Consider the following 21,512-nt stretch of genomic DNA (forward strand, 5'->3'; position numbering starts at 1 on the left):
CGACCCATGGAGCGCCTTTTCGATGAGCCGTCGCATCGCGAACATCACCCTGGACAACATCGACGATCTCCCTCTACCCTGCCGCCGCTGCGTCTTCTGGGAGCTCGATCCGGTGGCCCGGAGCCGCGCGGAGGAGGCCGGCGGCACCGACCTCGAGAAGGAGGCGTGGGTTTCCCTGGCTCTCCTGGAATGGGGAAGTTGCGGAAAGATCGCCTATATCGACAACGTCCCGGCCGGATTCGTGATGTTCGCTCCGCCGGCCTACGTGCCTCGATCGGTGGCCTTTCCCACCAGCCCGGTCTCACCGGACGCGGTGCTGCTCATGACAGCGTCGATCGTCAATGAGTTCACCGGACAGGGCCTGGGGCGGATCCTCGTCCAGTCCGTCGCNAAGGACGTCATCCGCCGCGGCTTCAAGGCGGTGGAAGCGTTCGGTGACCTCCAGAACTCGGGTACCCGCTGCATCCTGCCCGCCGACTATCTCCTCGCGGTCGGTTTCAAGACGGTCCGGCCCCATCATCGATGGCCGCGGCTGCGGCTAGAGGTGAAGAACGCGGTGAGCTGGCGAGAGGACGTCGAGGTCGCCCTGGAACGTCTGCTGGGATCGATGACGCCGGAGGGCATGCTGCGCAAGGTCAGCCAGGCCGGCAATCTGGCCTGAGCACGGCGATCTGGCCTGAGCACGGCGATCTGGCCTGAGCACGGCGATCTGGCCTGAGCACGGCGATCTGGCCTGAGCACGGCGATGGCCCGGCACTCGGCGGGCAATCGGCAGACATGCGCGCGGCCACCCGGGGGAGTCCGGCACAGCCCTGGGACCGCGCGATCCGCGTCCGGCTCAAGAAGCCCAGAGAGCCCCGAGCGAACCCCGAGCCGGACGCCTAGTCCAACAAGCCGTCGACCGAGGCCGACGGCGACATCACGGCGACGATCCGCTCCAGATCCTCGATCGAGGCGAACTCGACCGTGATCTTCCCCTTACTGCGGCCCATGTCCACCTTCACGCGGGTCTCGAAGCGATCCGAGAGGCGGTCGGCGAGCCTCACCAGGGCCGGTGAGGCGGCCCCTGGTGCCCNCGACGCCCGCTTACGCGGGGCCTCGTCGTCCAGTGCCACGATCTCCTCGACGGCCCGCACCGAGAGACCTTCCGCGACGATGCGGGTGGCGAGCCGGTCCTGGGCGTCCGGATCCTGTAGCGAGAGCAGCGCGNGGGCATGNCCCGCCGACAGCACGCCGGCCGCCACCCGCCTTTGTACCGCGGGCGAGAGCCCGAGCAGCCGGATCATGTTGGTGACATGCGACCGGGACCGCCCGAGCCGACTGGCCAGTTCCTCGTGCGTCGCCCCGAAGTCGCGGAGCAGCTGTTCGTACGCCGCAGCCTCCTCCAGCGGGTTGAGCTGCTGGCGGTGGAGGTTCTCCAGCAGCGCGTCGCGCAGCATGGCGTCGTCCGCGGTCTCCCGCACGATGGCGGGAATCCGGGGAAGCTTGGCGATCTTCGATGCACGCCACCGGCGTTCACCCATGACGAGCTCGTAGCGCTCGGGGGCCACCTCGCGTACCACGATCGGCTGGAGCAGCCCGACCTCGCGGAGGCTCGCCGCCAGCTCTTCGAGGGCGTCCTCATCGAAGTGAGTCCTGGGCTGGCGCGGGTTCGGGCTGACCGACTCGACGGGGATCTCGCGGAAGGTCGCCCCGTGTACGGGCAGCGGCCCGGTGCCGTCGCCGGAGCCGCGATTCGTCCCCCGGCCGCCGTAGCCACTGGCGTAGTCGGCGTAGTCAGCGTAGTCAGCCGAGGCGGTGCCCGCCTGACCGTCGAGGGGAGGAGGAGCAACCGGGATGAGTGCCCCCAGCCCTCGCCCCAGACCACTGCGCCGAGCACTCATCACGCCGCTCCATTCGAGTCCCGACCCCGTTCCGCGAGTTCGCGCGCCGCGGCCAGATAGGACAGCGAGCCGCGCGACGTCGGATCGTACGTCAGCGCGGACTGCCCATAGCTCGGCGCCTCCGCCAGACGCACGTTCCGGGGGATGGTAGTGGACAGCACCCGGTCCCCGAAGTGTTCCTTGACCTCATGGACGACCTGGTCGGCCAGTCTGGTCCGGGAGTCGTACATCGTGAGCAGGATGGTCGACAGACGCAGCTCCTGGTTCAGGTGCGCCTGCACCAGTTCCACGTTGCGCAGCAACATGCCGAGGCCCTCCAGCGCGTAGTACTCGCACTGGATCGGGATGAGCAGCTCACGGGCGGCCACGAGGGCGTTGACGGTCAGCAGCCCAAGAGAGGGCGGGCAGTCGATGAAAACATAGTCGACGTCCCGTTGCATGCTCGCGATGGCCCGCCGCAGCCGATTCTCCCGCGCCACCAGCGACACCAGCTCGATCTCCGCGCCGGCAAGATCGATCGTTGCGGGCGCGCAGAACAGCCCCGACGCCTCGGCGGACTTCACGATGACCTCGTCGAGGGGCCGATCCCCCACCAGAACCTCGTAGATCGAGGGGACCCCGGAGTGATGGTTGACGCCGAGCGCCGTCGAGGCATTGCCCTGCGGGTCAAGATCGATCACCAGGACCCGGGAGCCATGAGATGCCAGCGCCGCCGCCAGGTTGACCGTCGTCGTCGTCTTCCCCACACCGCCCTTCTGGTTGGCGACCGAGATGATGCGCCGCCGGGTGGGGCGAGGGAATGGTTGTCGTCGTTCTACCGCCAGTGCTTCCACTGCTGCTGCCGCCGCCGCTCCGATCGGGGTCGAGGGATCGAGCAGGTCCAGTGCGGGGAGCGCGGAGTCATAGCCCCGCAAGCCCCCACCCCTGGTCCCACCCTGGCCCGCCGACGCTGTTTCACGTGGAACGAGACTGTCCACGTGTCGGCTGGTCACGACCGACCTCCCGTGATCGGAGTGAATCCCGTGACGTCCGTCTGACCTGTCTGCCATCGTGCCGCTCACCGTCGCCGCGCCCTCCCCTGCTCTCGGCCCGGGTGCGCTGGGATGAACGTACGGCCCGGAGGACACGGGCGGGTTCCNCCNCCCGCCCCTCCCCGCACCTCACGACATCCACGGGATGCCAACCCTGAGTTCCGAGACCGCTGCGCGCGTCCTGCAGTTCCTCCAGGATCCGTGAACCGCGCATCGCCAGCATGACACCACCTGGTCGTAGCATCGGAAAGAGGATTGCGCCCAGCCGCTCCAAGGGAGCGACCGCGCGGGCTACGGCTATCCCGAATCTACGACCGTCCGGGCCGATTCCGGCATCTGGCGCGCGGCCACGTACCACAGAAATCTGGTCCTCCAGGCCTATGGTCGCCACAACCTCGTGCAGGAATCGGCACCGGCGTTCCATCGGCTCGAGCAGCACCACCCGCAGATCCGGGCGGGCGNGCGCCAGCGGGATACCCGGCAGCCCCGCGCCGCTGCCGACGTCCACGACATCGGCCTGCACCGGGACCACGTCGGCCAGGACCGCGCAGTTGAGTACGTGGCGGTCCCAGAGCCGGTCAGTCTCACGCGGACCGATCAGCCCGCGTTCGACCCCGTCGGTCGCCAGCAACTCGACGTAGCGCGCCGCGGATCCGGTCCGCGTGCCGAAAATCTCCACCGCGACGGGGGGCACCTCGGGGGCATCCGGGAGACCCGTCATGGCCGGATCCTCCGCCGTGCCGTGCGACCAGCCCGCGCCGGCCGGGCCGCCTGCGTCACCTCGACCGGCCACAGCATCGAGCCGGGCCGGGTTGGGACCGTGGGCATCACCAGGTGACCGCCGGCAGCGGGTAGGTGGAAGACCGGATCCGTGGACCCGGCCGGACAGGACCAGAAGGCTGGACAGGACGAGAAGGCTGGACAGGACGAGGAAGTCAGAAGACCGCGCACCCGACAAGCATCCCCGCCGGCCTCGACATGCTCCCGCCGCCACCCCCCCCCCCCGCGGGAGGCACGGTTCCGGCCCGGGGACGGATGTCAGGTCGTCCGGTAGGACACCACGGTCCGCCGCGGCCGATCGAGTCGCGGGGCGGCGCCGGCGCAGCGATCGAAGACGGTCAGCGTTCCGGTGAGGGGGAACTGCCAGCCACGGCCGGCGCACCACCCCGCCNGGGGCAGCGCGGCCAGGTCGGGCGCGAGCGCCGGCCGCTCCGCGTCGAAGAGGAAGACGAGCAGCCGGGTCGGCGGGACCCGGCGGTTCGCCAGCTCGCCGACCAGGGAGGTACCCGCAGCGCCGAAGAAGATCGTGTCCTGCCGTGGTACCCGGGCCGGTACCCGCCCGGCGCCGGCGCTGGGGAGAGCTGCCGGCTCACGCGCCGGGTCGTCACTCGCCTCCATCGCGTACAGCCAGCCAGGCCGGGCGAGGCGACCCCCGACCACCACCAGGTCTCCCGGGCGGTGCAGCTGCCGGGCCGCGATGGCCGCGTCGACCATCCGATCGAGGCCACGAGTCCGGTGCCGATGATCCCAGAGCTGCCCGCTTCCCGACAGCGAGGTTCCCAGGAGCGGGACACCAAGCAAGATGATCATTGCGAGGCCGGCCAACGGCAGCACGGCGGTCGGAGAAATCGTGTTCGCGCTGGCGCTCGACGTCGGCGAGACACCGGAAACATCCAATCGTGACCGCTTGGTTACGGTTCCTCCGGTAGGGAGGGTCGGGGTCGCGGCCATCGGTGCCGGTACGGCCGGCTGAGGCCCGGCGGCGGGGATACGAGGTCGCACCGCCGCCACGAACAGGGCCACCAGCCGCCGGGTGCCCACCACGATCACAACGACGATCAGTGGCACGACGAAGAGGTTGGTCCGGGTCGGCCCGAACGGCCAGTACCGCGCGGCGCTCGCTCCCAGCATCAGCACCTGGGCTCCGCCGAGCGCGGTGAGGAGCAGCCTGCCGTCCGGTCGTCGCGCCAGCACGAGGACGCCGGTCAGGCCGGCGATCNACACCGCCACGGCGAGCAGCACCGAGACAACCGGTCCCCCGGGCACCGTCGCATGGATGAGGCTCGGGTCGAACCGGTCGATGCCGGGCGGCATACCGGTAATGAAGGCTCGCATCTGATCGACGATGAAGCGTACGGCCTCGACCGGCCCACGACCGGCAATGAACTGGCGATCCCAGTAGTCGCCGCGACGCTGACTGGACTGGTGCCCGATGAAGAACACGGTGTGTGCCACGCTGATGGCGACCGCGGGCAGGCATTCCACCAGTCGCCAGCGCCGCGCCGGACCGCGCCATACCTCCGCGGTCGCCAACGGCAGCACCAGAAAGATCCCGGGCACGGCGGTCAGGGCCAACAGGCCCGCCGCGGTGCGTCGCAGGAGCCGGGCACGGGAGAACCCGCCGGTGACAGGTGCAGGCCACGGGGACAGCGAGGGCCGCGGAGATGATCCGGTCGACCAGGCGAGGACGATGCAGACAGCGGCCAGCGCCTCGACGGAATACGGCTTGAGTTGGGTCGCGAGATCCAAGAAGGTCACGTTCAGGCACAGCCAGCACGTGGCGAACACCGCCGCGACCAGGCCGGTGAAACGGCGGGNGNGCAGGACGATCGCGGCGCCGAGCAAGGGCACGGCAAGATACCCGGGAAGCCGGAGCGACCAGCTGTGCCAGCCGAGGAGCTCGCCGGCCACCCGGGTCAGGCCGAACCAACCCAGCGCCGAGGGGGTGTTGGCGACGGTCAGCTCCGGCCAGAACGAGGACGCCGGTTCGCTGACGAAGTGGGCGCGCCAGATCTCGTCGTACCAGAAGGGTCTGGTCAGATAGGCATGCAGAACGCCGAGCACGGCCGCCAAGCCGACACCCACGGCGGCGGCCAGCACGAGGGAACGCGTCGGCCGGCGCCGCCCCGCCATCGGTCGGCGCCGGTCAGCCGAGAAGGATGACTACCCGGCGGCCGGGTTCCTCGCCCTCGGACTCGCTGTGCACGCCGTCGATCCCGGCGACGGTGTCGTGCACCACCTTGCGCTCGAACGGCGTCATGGGAGCCAGCTTCTCCGGCTCACCGCGCGTGATGGCACGCGACGCCGCGGCGATCGCGATCTTGCGTAGCTCGACCCGCCGCCGGGCGCGATGGCCGCCGACGTCGAGCATGAGACGGCTGCGGGTGCCCGTCTTCTGGAGCACCGCGAGCCTGGTCAGTTCCTGCAACGCCTCCAGCGTCTCGCCGCCCGCCCCGATGAGCTTGTCCAGCCCCTCGCCCACCACGGCGACGACGGCGCGGCCGCTCTCGACGTCGAGGTCGAGGTCACCGTCCATGTCGACGATGTCGAGCNGACCCTCGATGTAGTCGGCGGCGATCTCGCCTTCCAACTCGAGATCGGACAGACGCCGATCCTCCGTGCCGGCGGTCTCGTCCGAGGAAGCGTGCTCGTCGGAGGCTCCGGCTCCATCCACAGCCAGTTCAGGTGCCGAACCGGTCATCAGCGACTCTCCAGGGGAACGGGGACAGCGGAGCAGAGATTACGGGATGCCGCCACTCGATGACGAAATCGGGTCGGCAGCCTGCCTGCCGGTCGGTCGGGAACGGCGTCTCCCGGATCAACGCCGCCCACCGGGCCGCTTGCTCTTGCCGCGCCGTTTCGCNGGTCGGGAGCCGCCGACCTGGCGCCGCACTCCGGCGGGTACGGGTGCCGGCCGGGGCGTGCTCTCCCCGTCGGAGGGCGCCGTCGGCCCGCTCGCCGCGCTCTGCCCGGCATTCTTGCCCGGGGCGTTCCTGCGGCCCGCCGCGCTGGTCTTCGCCTCCGCGCTGCGCCCCGTGGATGCGGCCGTGGTAGCGGCGACGCCGTTGTCCGAGACGCCGTTGTCCGAGACGCCACCGCCCGAGACGCCGTTGGCCCCGGGACCGCCCGGCGCCCCCGCCTTACCGCTCTTCGGGGTCGTCGCCGCTTTCGGGGTCGTCGTGGTACGGCTCGCGGTCGAGGTGCCGTTACGGGACCGGGTGCCGGGGGGAGCCGTCGAGGACGTCCGACCGGCCGCCGCGGCACCGGAATCGCCGCCCTTGGTCGGGGTCACCGAGGCGGACCGGGGGCGGTTCTTCGACTTCGCCCCGGCTCGGACACCGGGAGCCGGCCGAGCGGGGGTGACGGCACCGCCGGCGGCCGGACGGGCACCGGGCAGCCGGCCGTTCGCATCCGCGGGCTTGATCGGCGGCATCTTCTTCATGATGAAGAACTGCTGGCCCATGCTCCACAGGTTGGTGGTGAGCCAGTACAGCAGCACAGCGATCGGGAAACGGAAACCAAAGAAGGCGAGCATCAGCGGGGAGCCATAGAGCAGCGCCTTCTGCACCATCGCCTGCTGCGGGTCGAGCGGCCCGGTGCGGGCCATGATCTGGCGCTGCGTGAGGAAGGTCGTAAGACCCATCAGCACGATCAGGACGATCGCGAGAATCCTGACGTGCGTGCTGTCGACGCCGAGGAAGTGCGAGAAATCGCCATCGGAGGTGAACTTGCTCGCCAGCGAGATGCCGAACACCTTGGCCGAGGCGATCTGCTCCACCTGGTCTGCGGAGAGCCCGACCCGGGGACGCCAGACCAGCGAGTGGTTCGGACCCTCGTTCATCGGCGCCAGGTGGGTGAACACGTGGAACAGCGAGATGAACAGCGGGATCTGGAGGAAGATCGGGAGGCAGCCGAGGAGCGGGTTTCCGTGCTCCCGCTGCAGCGCCATCATCTCCTGCTGCATGCGGGGTTTGTCGTGCCCATGCTTCTCCCGGATCTCCTTGATCCGGGGCTGCATCATCTGCATCGTCCGCTGCGACTTCACCTGCTTGACGAACAGCGGGAAGATCAGAATACGGACGCAGACGACCAGCAGGACGACCGAAAAGGCCCAGGAGAAGAAACTGTCAGCACCAAAGATCGGCGCAAATCCCCGGTGAAAGAAGACGATCGCGTTCGCCGCGAGGTGGTATAGGGGATCCAACAACGGTCTGACTCCTCACACCCACGGTCCACGACCGGAACCGACGATCTCGGCCCGCATCCCCTGACTGGGAGACGGGGGACCATGCCTGTGGNCGGGCGGTACGGCGACGGCCGGATCGCCCGCGCTCCGACCGTCGGGAGGCCCGCCGGGGTCGGCCGTCGCGCCCCTGGGTCTCCGAACGATTCCCGGACCCGGATCCGTTCCCGGCACGGGGTCGTAGCCGCCTGCCGCGAGCGGTTGGCAGCGCAGCAACCGGGCGACGGCGAGGACACCGCCACGCACACCCCCGTGGCGCCGCACCGCGGCCAGCGCGTAGGCGCTACAGGATGGCTCGAACCGGCACAGGCCGGCGTTGCGGGCCGACCAGCCGGCTCGGTAGAGCCGCACGAGCCCGGCAAAGGTCCAGGATAGGGGACCGCGTACCGCGCCGTCGGCGTTGCGGGCGACCCGCGGCAGGCGGCGCCACACCATCCGGGAGGCCAGCAGGAGGTCGACGACGGCCGCCGTGGCCAGCAGCACGACCAGCACCGTCCCGGCGGTCATCGTCCACGCCCATCCGGGCGCCTGGCACCCGCCGGCCGGGCCACCCTGGTGAGCGCGGTGTCCAGCGCACGGCCGAGCTCCGCGGAGCTCGCCGTCGCCGCATCGGGCAGCGCACGCACGACCAGCATCGTCCCTGGCGCGAGCGTGTCCAGCCGAACCCGTACCTGTTCCCGCAACCGGCGCCGCACCCTGTTACGCACGACCGCCTTCCCCACCCGGCGGCCGACCACGANGCCGGCCCGCGCCGGATCGTCGCTTGTTGTCCACAGGCTGTGGACAACAAGCGGACCGGATCGGGTTCGCCGACCCATGGTCCCCACCCGGGCATGTTCGTCCCGGGTTCGGACGCGAGAGCCCTCAGGAAGCATGACCGGCGGGGGNACCAGCAGGACCAGCGGGAACCCGCCGTCAGGCGGAGAGCTCGCTGCGGCCCTTACGACGGCGGGCGGACAGGATCGCGCGGCCCGCGCGAGTCCGCATGCGCAGTCGGAACCCGTGCGTGCGGGCCCGCCGACGGTTGTTCGGCTGGAAGGTGCGCTTACTCACGTGAGAACTCCGTCTGCAAGATGGACGCGGGCGGTGATCTTCGCCGCCGAGGGAGAGTGGGCCGCACCACACGGTCCTGANAAGCAGATCCCACGACAAACGAAGCGGTCTAACACCGCGGTTCGGCCTAGCCTACACAGGGCGGTGCCTCGGACGGTCCGGCGGCGAGGGATCGCTGCCGGGCAGGGGGCCTTCGGCGGCCGGCGGCCGGCGGCCGGCGGCCCCGGGCCCGCCGGCCGCCGCTGGCCGCACCACCACCATTCGGTCATCACCCGGTCGCCGCCAGGGCAACCCGGACACGACGGCACCACACCGGAGGTCAAGGTGCGAGCGCACCGCGGCCGCGGCGGGCCGGCATCCGTCCGGCGGCCGTGGAATGCCACACTGCCGTGGCGGGCCCTCGGTGCCGCCGACGATGGGGCAGGGACGCGGCGCGGCCACCGCGGATACGTTCCGGCCCCGGCACGGCGGCTCGGGCCGCGCCTTACGATCCTGGTGGCAACGTCTCACTCGGGGCGGGCACCAGACGGCGTCAGGTATGCCCGCGTTCGGTGAGAACGACCGGCTCGGTGCACCCTGACCTGTGGAAAACGCCTGTGGAGAGGGCGGTCGGCGGAGGGGCCAGGGCGGAACGGGGGGACCTGAAGCGGATTCGAATGACCTCACTAATACAGGTTCATCCCCGGGAACGAGCCGGTTGCGCCACGCCGCATGCCGTGTCGTGTCCATGCACAGGTTGTGGACGACGATGTGGAGAACCATCGCGACGAGGCCCCTCGGTCGCTCGGTGGCCGGGGACCACATCACCAGCCGCATCAGCCGCGGCGCACCTCCAGCACGCGGGGAGCAGCACCACCCGCAAACCGTACCGAACTGCCCGAGGAGCCCCCGTGTCCAACCTCCGCGCCGACTCCGTCGCCGGTCTGCCGTTCGGGGACGAGCCTTCGGGTGACCCGGACCTGGCCGCGGTGTGGAGCCAGGCCGTCGCCGGGGTCGCCGACGGCACGCTGTCCGCCCAGCAGCGTGCCTGGCTGCGGCTGACCCGCCCCCTCGGGCTCGTCCAGGACACGGCTCTGCTGGCCGCGCCGAACGAGTTCACCAAGGATCTCCTCGACTCGCGCCTGCGCCCCTTCTTGTCCACAGCGTTGTCCACAGCCTATGGGCGGGAGATCAGGGTCGCGGTCACCGTCGAACACCTGCCCGATCCGGAACCAATGAGCGGACCGATCCGGATCGTACGGCCGGTGGATGCCAGGGGCGACACCACACCCGGCCAGGGCTCGGGCCCCGCCTCCGGTTCGGCGTTGAACGCGGGTACCGGATCAGGATCGACCGGCGCCGCCGCAGCCCCGGCACCGGCACCAGTGCCGCCGGCGCCGGCGGCACTGGTGAACGGCGAACTGCCCTTCCCCGACGCCACCGAGGGAACACCACCGGTACGGGTCAGCGCGGGTCTCGGACGCGATGCGGCGCCGCACGAGACCGAACCGGCCCAGGCCCGGCTGAACCCCCGCTACATTTTCGAGACGTTCGTCATCGGCGACAGCAACCGGTTCCCCCACGCGGCAGCGGTGGCCGTCGCCGAGGCACCCGCGAAGGCCTACAACCCGCTTTTCATCTACGGGGACTCCGGGCTCGGCAAGACTCACCTTCTGCACGCGATCGGTCACTACGCACTCAAGCTCTACCCGAACATGCGGGTGAAGTACGTGAGCTCCGAGGAGTTCACCAACGACTTCATCAACTCGATCCGGGACGACCGCCAGCAGGCGTTCCAGCGGCGCTACCGTGACATCGATGTCCTGCTCGTTGACGACATCCAGTTCCTGGAGAACAAGGAACGGACGCAGGAGGAGTTCTTCCACACCTTCAACGTCCTGCACGACGGCGAGAAGCAGATCGTGATCAGCTCCGACCGCTCGCCCAAGCAACTCTCGGCCCTGGAGGACCGGCTGCGCAGCCGCTTCGAGTGGGGGCTGATGACCGACATCACCCCGCCCGACCTCGAGACGCGCATCGCCATCCTGTCGAAGAAGGCGGCTACGGAGCGCCTGCCGGTACCCCCGGATGTCCTCGAGTACATCGCCACGCACATCGAGCGCAACATCCGTGAGCTGGAGGGGGCGCTGATCCGGGTCGCGGCCTTCGCGAGCTTGAACAAGTCCCACGTCGACCGCACGCTCGCCGAGATCGTGCTGCGTGATCTCATCCCCGATGCCGGCAATCCCGACATCACGGCCGCCGCCATCATGAACGCGACGGCGGCGTACTTCGGCGTCTCGATGGAGGACCTGTGCGGCACCTCACGTAGCCGCGTGCTGGTCACCGCCCGTCAGATCGCGATGTACCTGTGCCGGGAGCTGACCGACCTGTCGCTACCGAAGATCGGCCAGCACTTCGGGGGTCGGGATCATACGACGGTCATGCATGCCGATCGCAAGATCCGCGGTCTGATGGCGGAACGGCGCGCGATCTACAACCAGGTCACCGAACTGACAAACCGCATCCGTCTGCAGGCCCGGCAGGCCTAGCGCCACTGCCCACTGTCCACCGCCGCCCACCACCGCCGCCCACCACCGCCGCCCACCACCGCCGGGCAGCACCACCGCCGGGCAGCACCACCGCCGGGCAGCACGGTTCCTCCTACCTCCCCCCGGCCGGAACGTCCCGCGGACCGGTGGCTGCCGCCCGAAGGTGGGGTGTGACGCCTCGCCGGGTGTCACACGTGGCGCAGGAACCGGACGCCGCGGGGCAGGACTTCCCCAAACGACCCCGGACAACCACGGACGGCTGGGGACAACCGGGGACGACCTCACCGAGCCCACGGGGTGGTTCCGCCCACAGCTTGTGGAAAACGTTGTGGACAGCCTGCGGTCGGAACGGTGGAGTGGCAGTGGACAGCCTGTGGACAACTCGGGGATGGCCTGTGGAGGGACAACGTGGTCCTTGTGGACGCAGATCGGGCCTGGGGATAACCACTGCGCGCATGCACAGATCCACCCACAAGATTTGCACCGGCCAACAACCCCTCTGACCTGCAGAAACAGAGGTTATCCCCAGTATCCACACCCCCTACTACTACGACCAACTAGATCTTTCTAAGAATGATCAAAAGCTCTTAGTACTAGGGGGTGTGGACAACGGCTCGAGCGCGGCTCCGAGAGCCCTACGTGCCGCGACTCGGCCCCGGGCAAGCGCCCGGGGCACGGCCGACCGCTCGTCGGCGCCTGCTGGCACTCTGAGATGCTGGTCGGTGTTCCCTGCGGGGTGACTCCGAACAACCGGAGGGAACGACAGGAGGCCTAACCATGAAGTTCCGGGTGGAACGGGACGAATTCACCGAAGCGGTCGCCTGGACCGCACGCACGTTGCCGAGCCGGCCGACCACCCAGTTGCAGGTGCTCTCGGGCCTGCTCCTCGACGCGACCGGACCGATACTCAAGATCGCCGCGTACGACTACGAGGTGGCCGCCCAGTGCACGGTGCACGCGACCGTGTCGGAGGAGGGGCGCGGGCTCGTCAACGGCAAACTGCTCGCGGAGATCACCCGGGCGCTGCCCGCGGCACCGGTCGATCTGGGCATCGACGGCACCCGCCTGGTGATCACTTGTGGCAATGCTCGGTTCGCGTTGCCGATGCTGCCGGTGGACGACTATCCCGCCCTTCCGGCCATGCCCCCGATCACGGGGCACATCGAGGGATCCGCGTTCGCCGCGGCGGTCTCACAGGTGGCGATCGCGGCCGGTCGTGACGACACGCTGCCGGTCCNCACCGGGGTCCGTATCGAGATCGAGGGGGACACTCTCACCCTCGCCGCGACCGACCGTTACCGGCTCGCCGTGCGGACGTTGAAGTGGCGGCCGTCGGAGACAGCCGCCGGGCCCGATGAGGACGGCGTGACCGGTGTGGACGGCCCCCCGCCCACACCGGTCACTGTCGCTCTCGTGCCGGCCCGCACCCTGCTCGACACCGCGAAGTCGTTGTCGGGTTCGGGGGTGGAGGTATCCATCGCGCTCGGGACCGGCCCCTCCGGCGAGACGCTGGCCGGTTTCGCCGGCTCGACCCGGCAGACGACGACCCGGTTGCTCGACGGAAGCTTCCCGCCCTACCGCAAGCTGTTGCCTGACAGTTCGCCGTTGATCGCGCAGCTGGAGATCGCCCCGTTGCAGGAGGCCGTCAAACGGGTGGCGCTGGTCGCCGCGAAGACCGCACCGGTGCAGCTGACGTTCTCCCCGGACCACCTCGTGCTGGAGGCCGGGACGGGCGGTGAGGCGCAGGCGACGGAGACCCTCCCGGTGACCTACGACGGACCGGAGCTGTCCGTGGCGTTCAACCCGTCGTACCTGCTCGACGCACTCGGGGCGCTGGAGTCGGACGTCGTACGGATCGGTTTCGCCAGCGCGGAGGACCCGGCGGTGGCGGCGAACAAGCCGGCGATCCTGACCGGGAAGGCCGACGACGACGGCGAGGTCCCCGACTACCGGTACCTGCTGATGCCGATCCGCCTGCACGGGTGACGTGCACCTCACGCACCTGTCCCTCGTCGACTTCCGTTCCTACCCGGCCCTTGACCTGACTCTGGGTCCGGGAGTGGCCACCTTCGTGGGTGGTAACGGCCAGGGGAAGACCAACGTGATCGAGGCGATCAGCTATGTCGCCACGTTGGCCAGCCACCGGGTCGCCGGGGACGCCCCGCTGGTCCGTGACGGCGCGTCTCGGGCGGTCATCCGCGCCAGGATCGTCCGGGGTGACCGGGCCGCGCTGGTGGAGATCGAGATCGTTCCGGGAAAGGCGAACCGGGCCCGGTTGAACCGGGCTCCCGTCGCCCGGCCGCGTGACATCGTCGGTCTGCTGTGCACCGTGCTGTTCGCCCCGGAGGACCTGGCCCTGGTGAAGGGGGATCCGGCGCAGCGTCGTCAGTTCCTCGACGAGCTGCTGATCGCCCGGACCCCAAGGATGGCCGCGGTCCTCGCCGACTACGACCGGGTCCTCAAACAACGATCGACCCTGCTACGCACCGCCGGGACGGCCCGGCGAGCTGGGGGGCAGGGAGATCTGCGCACCCTCGATGTCTGGGACGGGTATCTGGCCGCGCATGGCGCCGAGGTGCTGGCCGCGCGGTTGGCACTCGTCGACGCGTTGCGGCCGGCCGTGGCCGCGGCGTACGAGGCCGTCGCCGGTGCCGAGTCCGCTACCGCGCTGGACTACCGTTCCAGCGTCACCCTCCCGGACATCTTGCATGCGTCCGGTCCACCCGGTCCACCGGGCCAGCCAGAGCAGCCGGGCGCGGGTCGGCCGGATCCGGCGGCACCGGATCGGACCATGCTGGCGGAGGCGATCCGCGCCGATCTGGAGGCCGCCCGGCCACGGGAGGTCGAACGGGGGATGACGCTGGTCGGTCCGCACCGCGACGATCTGCTCTTGTCGATCAACGGGCTCCCGGCCCGTGGCTACGCGAGTCACGGCGAGTCCTGGTCCCTCGCCCTCGCGCTCAAGCTGGCCTCGTTCGACCTGCTGCGTGCCGATGACCGCGAGCCGGTCCTGCTCCTGGACGACGTCTTCGCCGAATTGGACACGCGCCGCCGCGGTCGGCTCGCGGAACTCGTCGCCTCCGCGGAGCAGGTGCTGGTCACAGCCGCGGTCGAAACCGACGTTCCCACAGAGCTGACCGGGGTGCGGTACGCCGTCGCCGGAGGAGAGGTCCAGCATGCCCACTGAGCGCCCGGACCCCCGGGACCATCCCACCGTGCCCGGATCCACCGTGCCCGGATCCACCGCATCCGGGCGGTCCCGGGGAGGGGCCGGGCGCCGCGGGAAGACCGAGGGGCCGGACGGCACCGCAGCCCACGGAGCGGACCTGGCTCGGGAGATTCTCGCCCAGGTCAAACGGGACGCGCGGGAGCGTGGGCGGGGACGGTGGGGCGCCGGCCACACCGCCCGCCACCCGACCGGGCCCGGTCCGGCCGGGCCCGGCACTGGTCGCGGTGGCGGGATGCCGGGTGCCGACGGCGGCACGTGGGCCGATGAGGACGCCTCCACCGGCGCCACCGGGACGGGCGGCCCGTGGGGCCCGGGCTCTCGGACCCGCCTCGGTGCCCGGCGGGCCGACCCGTCGGACGACCAGGTGCCCCGCCGACCGCGGATGCCGGGCATCGCCCCGCCCGGCCGGGAATGGCGCGAACCGGTCGGTTTCGGGACGGCGATCAACCGGCTGCTGGCGGCCCGTGGCTGGAAGGCTCAGGCGAGCGACGCGAACGTCCTGGCCCGATGGGATGCCATCGTCGGGCCGGACATCGCCGACCACTGCACCCCGGTGTCCCTGCGCGACGGAGACCTGGAACTTGTCGCGGAGTCGACGGCCTGGGCGACCCAGCTGCGCATGCTGTCCCGGCAGCTCCTCGGCATCCTGCACCGGGAGCTCGGTCCACACGTGGTCCGCCGGATCGTCGTGCGTGGCCCGACGGCGCCGTCCTGGCGGCACGGGTCCATCCGAACCGGCGGTCGAGGGCCCCGCGACACCTATGGCTGAGGCCGGCCGTTCGGCTGCTGCCCGCCTGACACCCCGGTGCTCCCGGTGCTCTCGGTGCCCCTTGGCGCCTGGATTGTGCCTGTGGTATCCGTCGGTGCGGCTGGGGCGATCATGATGGCTCCGCGGGATCGCGGTGTCGGTGACAGTCGTGGAGGCGCGCCAAGGCGGTCGGGGGAGTCGGTCCGGTAGGGGGGGTTGGCCATCCCCATGTGCGTGGCGCTGCGCAGACGCCAGGGGGCTCCCTGCGTCCGCTATGGCGGGTTGCCGGGNAGACTGGTGGATACTTCCGCCCAGAACGAGGGGACCCGCCGCGTGGCCTACGATGCAAGTTCGATCAAGGTTCTCGAAGGTCTTGACGCGGTCCGCAAGCGTCCGGGCATGTACATCGGCTCCACTGGAGAGCGTGGACTGCATCATCTCGTCTACGAGGTCGTGGACAACGCGGTGGACGAGGCGCTCGCCGGTTACTGCGACACCATCACCGTGACGCTGCTTGCCGACGGCGGGGTGCGGGTCACCGACAACGGCCGTGGCATTCCCGTCGGCATGCATCCCACCGAGAAGCGGCCCGCCGTCGAGGTCGTGCTGACCACCCTGCACGCCGGCGGGAAGTTCGACGGCAAATCGTACGCGGTGTCCGGCGGGCTGCACGGAGTCGGCGTCAGCGTGGTCAACGCGCTGTCCACCCGGCTCGACGTGGAGATCCACCTGGATGGGCACGTCTGGTTCCAGCCGTACGTGGCGACCCGCCCGGACAAGCCGCTGGCCAAGACCGGTACCACCCGCAGGACCGGGACGTCGGTNACCTTCTGGGCGGATCCGACGATCTTCGAGACCACCGAGTACAAGTACGAGACGCTCTCCCGCCGCCTGCAGGAGATGGCCTTCCTGAACAAGGGGCTGTCGATCACGCTCGTCGACGAGCGTGACGAGGAACGCGTGGCGGTCACCTACAAGTACGCCAACGGCCTGGTCGACTTCGTCGGTCACCTCAACGCCACGAAGGACACCATCCACCGCAGCGTGATCTCGCTGGAGTCGAAGGGCGTGGGCATCGAGGCCGAGCTCGCGATGCAGTGGAACGGCGGCTACACCGAGTCGGTCTACACCTTCGCGAACACCATCAACACCCACGAGGGCGGCACCCACGAGGAGGGCTTCCGGGCCGCGCTGACCAGCGCCGTCAACGCCTACGCCAAGGACCAGAACCTGCTCAAGCCGGTGAAGGCGGGGGCCAAGAACAGCGACGAGCGGCTCTCCGGCGACGACATCCGGGAGGGCCTTACCGCGATCATCTCGGTGAAGCTCGCGCAGCCGCAGTTCGAGGGCCAGACCAAGACCAAGCTCGGCAACACCGAGGCCAAGAAGTTCGTCCAGGAGATGTGCTACTCAGCGCTCAAGGACTGGTTCGAGGTCAACCGCACCGAGGCTCGGGCCATCGTCAGCAAGGCGCTCGACGCCCAGCGGGCCCGCATTGCCGCCCGTCAGGCCCGCGATCTGACCNGGCGCAAGGGTCTGCTCGGCGGCACCGGCCTGCCGGGCAAGCTCGCCGACTGCCAGTACACCGATCCCGAGCGGTGCGAGCTGTACATCGTCGAGGGTGACTCGGCGGGTGGGTCGGCCAAGGGTGGTCGAGACTCGAAGTTCCAGGCGATCCTCCCGCTGCGAGGAAAGATCCTCAACGTCGAGAAGGCCCGCATCGACCGCGTCCTGAAGAACACCGAGGTCCAGGCCCTCATCCAGGCGCTGGGTACCGGCATCCACGACGATTTCGACATCGCGAAACTGCGCTATCACAAGATCGTTCTGATGGCGGACGCCGACGTCGACGGCCAGCACATCCGGACCCTGCTGCTGACGCTGCTGTTCCGGTTCATGCGCCCGCTGGTTGAGGCCGGTCACGTGTTTCTGGCGCAGCCGCCGCTCTACAAGATCAAATGGGGTAGGGAGGACTGGGAGTACGCCTACTCCGATCGGGAGCGCGACGGGCTGGTCGCCCGCGGGGTGGAGTCCGGGCGCAAGCTGCCCAAGGATGCCATCCAGCGCTTCAAGGGTCTCGGCGAGATGAACGCCACCGAGCTGTGGGACACCACCATGGATCCGGACCGGCGCATCCTGCTGCAGGTCACGCTCGACGACGCGGCGGTCGCCGACGAGTTGTTCTCCGTGCTCATGGGTGAGGATGTCGACGCGCGTCGCAGCTTCATCCAACGTAATGCCAAGGACGTGCGTTTCCTGGACATCTGACCCGGCCGTGTCGCGTGCCTCGGACCGGTCGTCGGGTGACCCCTCAGGTCGGTCCGGGCGCGGCGATCCCGACGGTCCGGCCCGGCGAACGGAGGGCTCCGGATCCCGCCCGCCGTCGGGTCCACCCGGCCCCGTTGCCCGGGGCGCCCGTCCCGCCCTGACGCCCTGACGACTGCTCCCACTGCCCTGGAAGGACCCCGTGGTCGACGTCCTACCTCCTCCCCCCGGCGACCGCATCGAGCCCATCGGCATCGAAGTCGAGATGCAGCGGTCGTATCTCGACTACGCCATGTCGGTCATCGTCGGCCGTGCGCTGCCGGAGGTACGCGACGGGCTCAAGCCCGTCCACCGCCGGGTCCTCTACGCCATGTACGACGGCGGCTACCGCCCCGACCGCGGATACTTCAAGTGCTCCCGCGTGGTCGGGGACGTCATGGGTAACTACCACCCCCATGGCGACACGGCGATCTACGACACCCTCGTCCGGCTCGCGCAGGGCTGGTCGTTGCGCTACCCGCTGGTCGACGGGAACGGCAACTTCGGCTCGCCCGGCAACGATCCGCCCGCCGCCATGCGGTACACCGAGGCGCGGATGGCGCCCTTGGCGATGGAGATGTTGCGTGACATCGACCAGGAGACGGTCGACTTCGCCCCGAACTACGACGGGCGTTCGCAGGAGCCGCTTGTTCTGCCCAGCCGGTTCCCGAACCTGCTCGTCAACGGCGCCGGCGGCATCGCGGTTGGCATGGCGACGAACATCCCGCCGCACAACCTGCGCGAGGTCGCGAAGGGCGTGCGGTGGGCGCTCGACCACCCGGACGCGAGCGACTCCGAGCTGCTTGAGGCGCTGATCGGCCTGATCAAGGGTCCGGACTTCCCGACCTCGGGGCTCATCGTCGGCCGTAACGGCATCGAGGAGGCCTACCGTACCGGCCGCGGCAGCATCCGGATGCGGGCGGTGGTGAACGTCGAGGAGAACAAGGGCCGCACCCAGCTCGTCGTCACCGAGCTGCCCTACCAGGTGAACCCGGACAACCTCGCCGAGAAGATCGCCGAACTGGTCCGGGACAACAGGGTCACCGGTATCGCCGACGTCCGGGACGAGACCTCGGCGCGCATCGGCCAGCGGCTGGTCATCGACCTCAAGCGCGACGCCGTCGCCAAGGTCGTGCTCAACAACCTCTACAAGCACACCCAGCTCCAGGACACCTTCGGCGTCAACATGCTGGCGATCGTCGACGGCGTGCCGCGTACCCTGCGCCTGGACCAGATGGTCCGCTACTACGTCGAGCACCAGATCGACGTCATCGTCCGCCGGACCCGCTATCAGCTGCGCAAGGCCCGCGAGCGGCTGCACGTCTTGGACGGTCTGCTGATCGCGCTGGATCACCTCGACGAGGTCATCAACCTCATCCGCAACGCCGAGTCGGCGGACGTGGCCCGCGGCCAGCTGATGGAACGCTTCTCGCTGTCGGAGATCCAGGCCACCGCCATCCTCGACATGCAGCTGCGCCGGCTCGCCGCCCTGGAACGTCAGCGGATCATCGACGAGGCGGCCGAACTTCGCGCGAAGATCTCCGATCTGGAGGCGATCCTGGCCTCGCCGACCCGGCAGCGGCAGATCATCGGCGAGGAGCTCGCCGAGGTCGTCGAGAAGTTCGGCGACGAGCGGCGGACCCGTCTCGTCCCGTTCGAGGGCGACATGTCCATCGAGGACCTGATCGCCCAGGAGGATGTGGTCGTCACCGTCACCCGCGGTGGCTACGCCAAGCGCACCAAGACCGACCTCTACCGCTCGCAGCGCCGCGGCGGCAAGGGCGTGCAGGGCGCGGCGCTGCGCGAGGACGACATCGTCGAGCACTTCTTCGTCACGACCACCCACCACTGGCTGCTGTTTTTCACGAACAAGGGCCGGGTGTACCGGGCGAAGGCGCACGAGCTGCCCGAGCAGGCCAGGTCGGCCAAGGGTCAGCNCGTCGCGAACATCCTGGCCTTCGGGCAGGACGAGCGGATCGCCGAGGTCATCGCGGTCAAGGACTACGAGGCCGCCCCCTACCTGGTCCTGGCGACCAAGCGCGGGCTGTGCAAGAAGACCGCGCTGCATGACTTCGACTCGAACCGGGCCGGTGGCCTGGTGGCGATCAATCTGCGCGACGACGACGAGCTGATCGCCGCCCGGCTCGTGGCGCCCGGCGACGATCTGCTCCTGGTCAGCCGTAACGCCCAGTCGATCCGGTTCCACGCCGACGACGAGCAGCTGCGGCCGATGGGCCGGGCGACCTCGGGTGTGATCGGTATGCGGTTCGATGCCGAGGACGAACTGCTGTCCATGGACGTCGTCGTGCCGGGTACGACGGCGGATCTGCTCGTCGCCACCTCCGGTGGATACGCGAAGCGGACGCCGCTGGCCGAGTACCCGGTGCAGGGCCGTGGTGGCAAGGGCGTGCTGACCGCTAAGATCGTCTCGACTCGCGGTGGTCTGGTGGGGGCACTCGTCGTCGATCCCGACGACCAGCTCTACGCCATCGCCTCCAACGGGGGCGTATTGCGGACCGTTGCCAAGGATGTACGGCGGGCGCAGCGGCAGACCATGGGAGTCCGGCTCATCGATCTGGAGTCCGGGGNGCAGGTTGTCGGAGTCGCACGTAATGCTGATGCGGAGGACACCGACGCTCGTATCGACGCCGGGCCCCAGGAAAGCTGAGAGCGAGCCCCCGAGAGGTTGACGATCTCGTGGTCGTGGCCACCCACGCCGAGAACGACGCCGCCCGAGGGGACGGGTGTGCGCGGGACCCGTGCACACCGTCAGGACTGAACCGGGAGAGTCCGTGAGTGACAGTCAGGAAGACCGGCCAGCCCGGTCGGCGGTCTACCGCGGCCCCTCCTCGGCCGCCGGGGCGGAGGGATCGCGTGCCACCGAGCAGTCCCGCCGGCCGAGCGGGGGGGACGGGGCCGGCCCACGGTCCACGGTGAGACCCGCTTCCGTTGGTTCCTCCGGTGCTGGCGGCGCGGCCAGAGGCGCGAGCTCCTCCGGCCCGGATTCCGCGGGCCCGGATTCCGCGGGTTCCGCTGGTGTTTCCGATTCCGCCGGGCGTGATTCGGAAGCCGGCCGCCGGGCCGGCGCCGGCCCGGCGTCGGGACGCGCGGCGGACGCCGCGGGCCGCTCGTTGTCGCTGCGGGACGGCCGTGGGGAGGACGCCGGCAGCGAGACGGTGAAGGTGCCCGCGGCCGGCGATGGGCCCGAGTCCGGTAATCCGTTCTTCCAGCGGCCCGGGCGGTCCGGTCGGCCCGTGGATGAGCGGGAGGGCGGCCGCGGCCCGGCCGGAGGCGCGGCGGACCCGCCGCAGTCCTCCGCCGGGGGGCCGACGGGTTCGACTGGGTCGTCGAAGGCCGGGTCGTCAAAAGCCCATTCGGCTGAACCCGGCTCGTCGGCGTCGGGTTCGGCGGGTTCGGGTTCGGGTGCGGCGGGTTCGGCGGCGTCCCGCTCCGGATCGGTCCCCGACGGGGCGAAGTCCCCCTTGTCCTCGCGGTCCTTGTCCACCTCTTCCGCGGGCGCGTCGGGTGTGTCGGGCGCAGGGTCCTCGGCTGGCACCTCCACGGGACGTGCCAGCGGAACGTCGTCGGTGTCCCCATCCGGGTCGGCTCGTACCGGGGCCGCTGGAACCCACTCCGACGAGGCGGGCTCGGCTACCCGGAAACTCGGCCCGGCCGCCGTATCGTCGCCGGCGAAGTCCCTCGGCCTGGCG

Annotated in this window: 17 protein-coding genes; 7 read left to right on the plus strand and 10 right to left on the minus strand. The window is 70.0% G+C overall.

Annotated features, from left to right (window positions below; all coding sequences use genetic code 11):
* Positions 1–22: 22 nt before the first annotated feature.
* Positions 23–661, plus strand: a complete 639-nt coding sequence (locus tag CED_RS11605) for a GNAT family N-acetyltransferase (protein ID WP_011438893.1) — start codon at positions 23–25, stop codon at positions 659–661.
* Positions 662–881: 220 nt separating this feature from the next.
* Here CED_RS11605 and CED_RS11610 read toward each other — a convergent pair whose 3' ends face one another.
* The 9 genes from CED_RS11610 to rpmH all read right to left on the minus strand — a co-directional run bounded on the left by CED_RS11610 (position 882) and on the right by rpmH (position 8,990).
* Positions 882–1,883, minus strand: coding sequence for a ParB/RepB/Spo0J family partition protein (locus CED_RS11610; RefSeq protein ID WP_035910438.1), 1,002 nt, complete (start codon positions 1,881–1,883; stop codon positions 882–884).
* A complete protein-coding gene (locus tag CED_RS11615; protein ID WP_035910440.1) occupies positions 1,883–2,875 on the minus strand; it encodes a ParA family protein in 993 nt (330 codons plus the stop codon). Before CED_RS11615 ends, CED_RS11610 begins: the two co-directional genes overlap by 1 nt.
* Positions 2,838–3,635 (minus strand): 16S rRNA (guanine(527)-N(7))-methyltransferase RsmG, encoded by a 798-nt coding sequence (gene rsmG, locus CED_RS11620; protein ID WP_035910496.1) that lies wholly within the window; start codon positions 3,633–3,635, stop codon positions 2,838–2,840. The genes CED_RS11615 and rsmG overlap by 38 nt, the downstream gene beginning before the upstream one ends.
* A 317-nt stretch (positions 3,636–3,952) precedes the next feature.
* Positions 3,953–5,827: a hypothetical protein gene (locus CED_RS11625; protein WP_035910441.1), complete on the minus strand. Its 1,875-nt coding sequence runs from the start codon at positions 5,825–5,827 to the stop codon at positions 3,953–3,955.
* A gap of 13 nt (positions 5,828–5,840) precedes the next feature.
* Positions 5,841–6,395 (minus strand): R3H domain-containing nucleic acid-binding protein, encoded by a 555-nt coding sequence (locus CED_RS11630; protein ID WP_035910443.1) that lies wholly within the window; start codon positions 6,393–6,395, stop codon positions 5,841–5,843.
* A gap of 117 nt (positions 6,396–6,512) precedes the next feature.
* The gene (gene yidC, locus CED_RS11635) at positions 6,513–7,901 is read right to left on the minus strand and encodes a membrane protein insertase YidC (protein WP_011438899.1); all 1,389 of its coding nucleotides are present in this window, start codon (positions 7,899–7,901) and stop codon (positions 6,513–6,515) included.
* Between the two features lie 12 nt (positions 7,902–7,913).
* Entirely contained in the window at positions 7,914–8,444 is a 531-nt protein-coding gene (gene yidD, locus CED_RS11640; protein WP_035910446.1) for a membrane protein insertion efficiency factor YidD, read from the minus strand.
* Positions 8,441–8,812: a ribonuclease P protein component gene (gene rnpA / locus CED_RS21530; protein ID WP_051868770.1), complete on the minus strand. Its 372-nt coding sequence runs from the start codon at positions 8,810–8,812 to the stop codon at positions 8,441–8,443. The genes yidD and rnpA overlap by 4 nt, the downstream gene beginning before the upstream one ends.
* Positions 8,813–8,852: 40 nt before the next feature.
* Complete coding sequence (gene rpmH, locus CED_RS22540) at positions 8,853–8,990, minus strand: 50S ribosomal protein L34 (protein ID WP_011438902.1); 138 nt, start codon at positions 8,988–8,990, stop codon at positions 8,853–8,855.
* A gap of 890 nt (positions 8,991–9,880) precedes the next feature.
* Between rpmH and dnaA the strand changes: the two genes are divergently transcribed.
* From dnaA to gyrA, 6 genes are all read left to right on the plus strand, one after another.
* Entirely contained in the window at positions 9,881–11,521 is a 1,641-nt protein-coding gene (gene dnaA / locus CED_RS11650; RefSeq protein ID WP_035910448.1) for a chromosomal replication initiator protein DnaA, read from the plus strand.
* 777 nt (positions 11,522–12,298) lie between these two features.
* Positions 12,299–13,507, plus strand: coding sequence for a DNA polymerase III subunit beta (gene dnaN, locus CED_RS11655; protein ID WP_035910449.1), 1,209 nt, complete (start codon positions 12,299–12,301; stop codon positions 13,505–13,507).
* A 1-nt stretch (position 13,508) separates the two neighbouring features.
* On the plus strand, positions 13,509–14,708 hold the full coding sequence (gene recF / locus CED_RS11660; protein ID WP_011434480.1) for a DNA replication/repair protein RecF: 1,200 nt from the start codon (positions 13,509–13,511) through the stop codon (positions 14,706–14,708).
* Positions 14,698–15,519: a DUF721 domain-containing protein gene (locus CED_RS11665; RefSeq protein WP_011434481.1), complete on the plus strand. Its 822-nt coding sequence runs from the start codon at positions 14,698–14,700 to the stop codon at positions 15,517–15,519. Before recF ends, CED_RS11665 begins: the two co-directional genes overlap by 11 nt.
* Before the next feature lie 312 nt (positions 15,520–15,831).
* Positions 15,832–17,766 carry a DNA topoisomerase (ATP-hydrolyzing) subunit B gene (gene gyrB / locus CED_RS11670; RefSeq protein ID WP_035910451.1) on the plus strand — a complete coding sequence of 645 codons (1,935 nt, stop codon included), beginning with the start codon at positions 15,832–15,834 and terminating at the stop codon, positions 17,764–17,766.
* 199 nt (positions 17,767–17,965) lie between these two features.
* Positions 17,966–20,470: a DNA gyrase subunit A gene (gene gyrA / locus CED_RS11675; RefSeq protein WP_035910456.1), complete on the plus strand. Its 2,505-nt coding sequence runs from the start codon at positions 17,966–17,968 to the stop codon at positions 20,468–20,470.
* Positions 20,471–20,635: 165 nt separating this feature from the next.
* Here gyrA and CED_RS21535 read toward each other — a convergent pair whose 3' ends face one another.
* Positions 20,636–21,364 carry a hypothetical protein gene (locus tag CED_RS21535; protein WP_049760793.1) on the minus strand — a complete coding sequence of 243 codons (729 nt, stop codon included), beginning with the start codon at positions 21,362–21,364 and terminating at the stop codon, positions 20,636–20,638.
* Positions 21,365–21,512: the final 148 nt, after the last annotated feature.

Source organism: Frankia sp. CeD (genome assembly GCF_000732115.1).
Taxonomy (GTDB): domain Bacteria; phylum Actinomycetota; class Actinomycetes; order Frankiales; family Frankiaceae; genus Frankia; species Frankia casuarinae.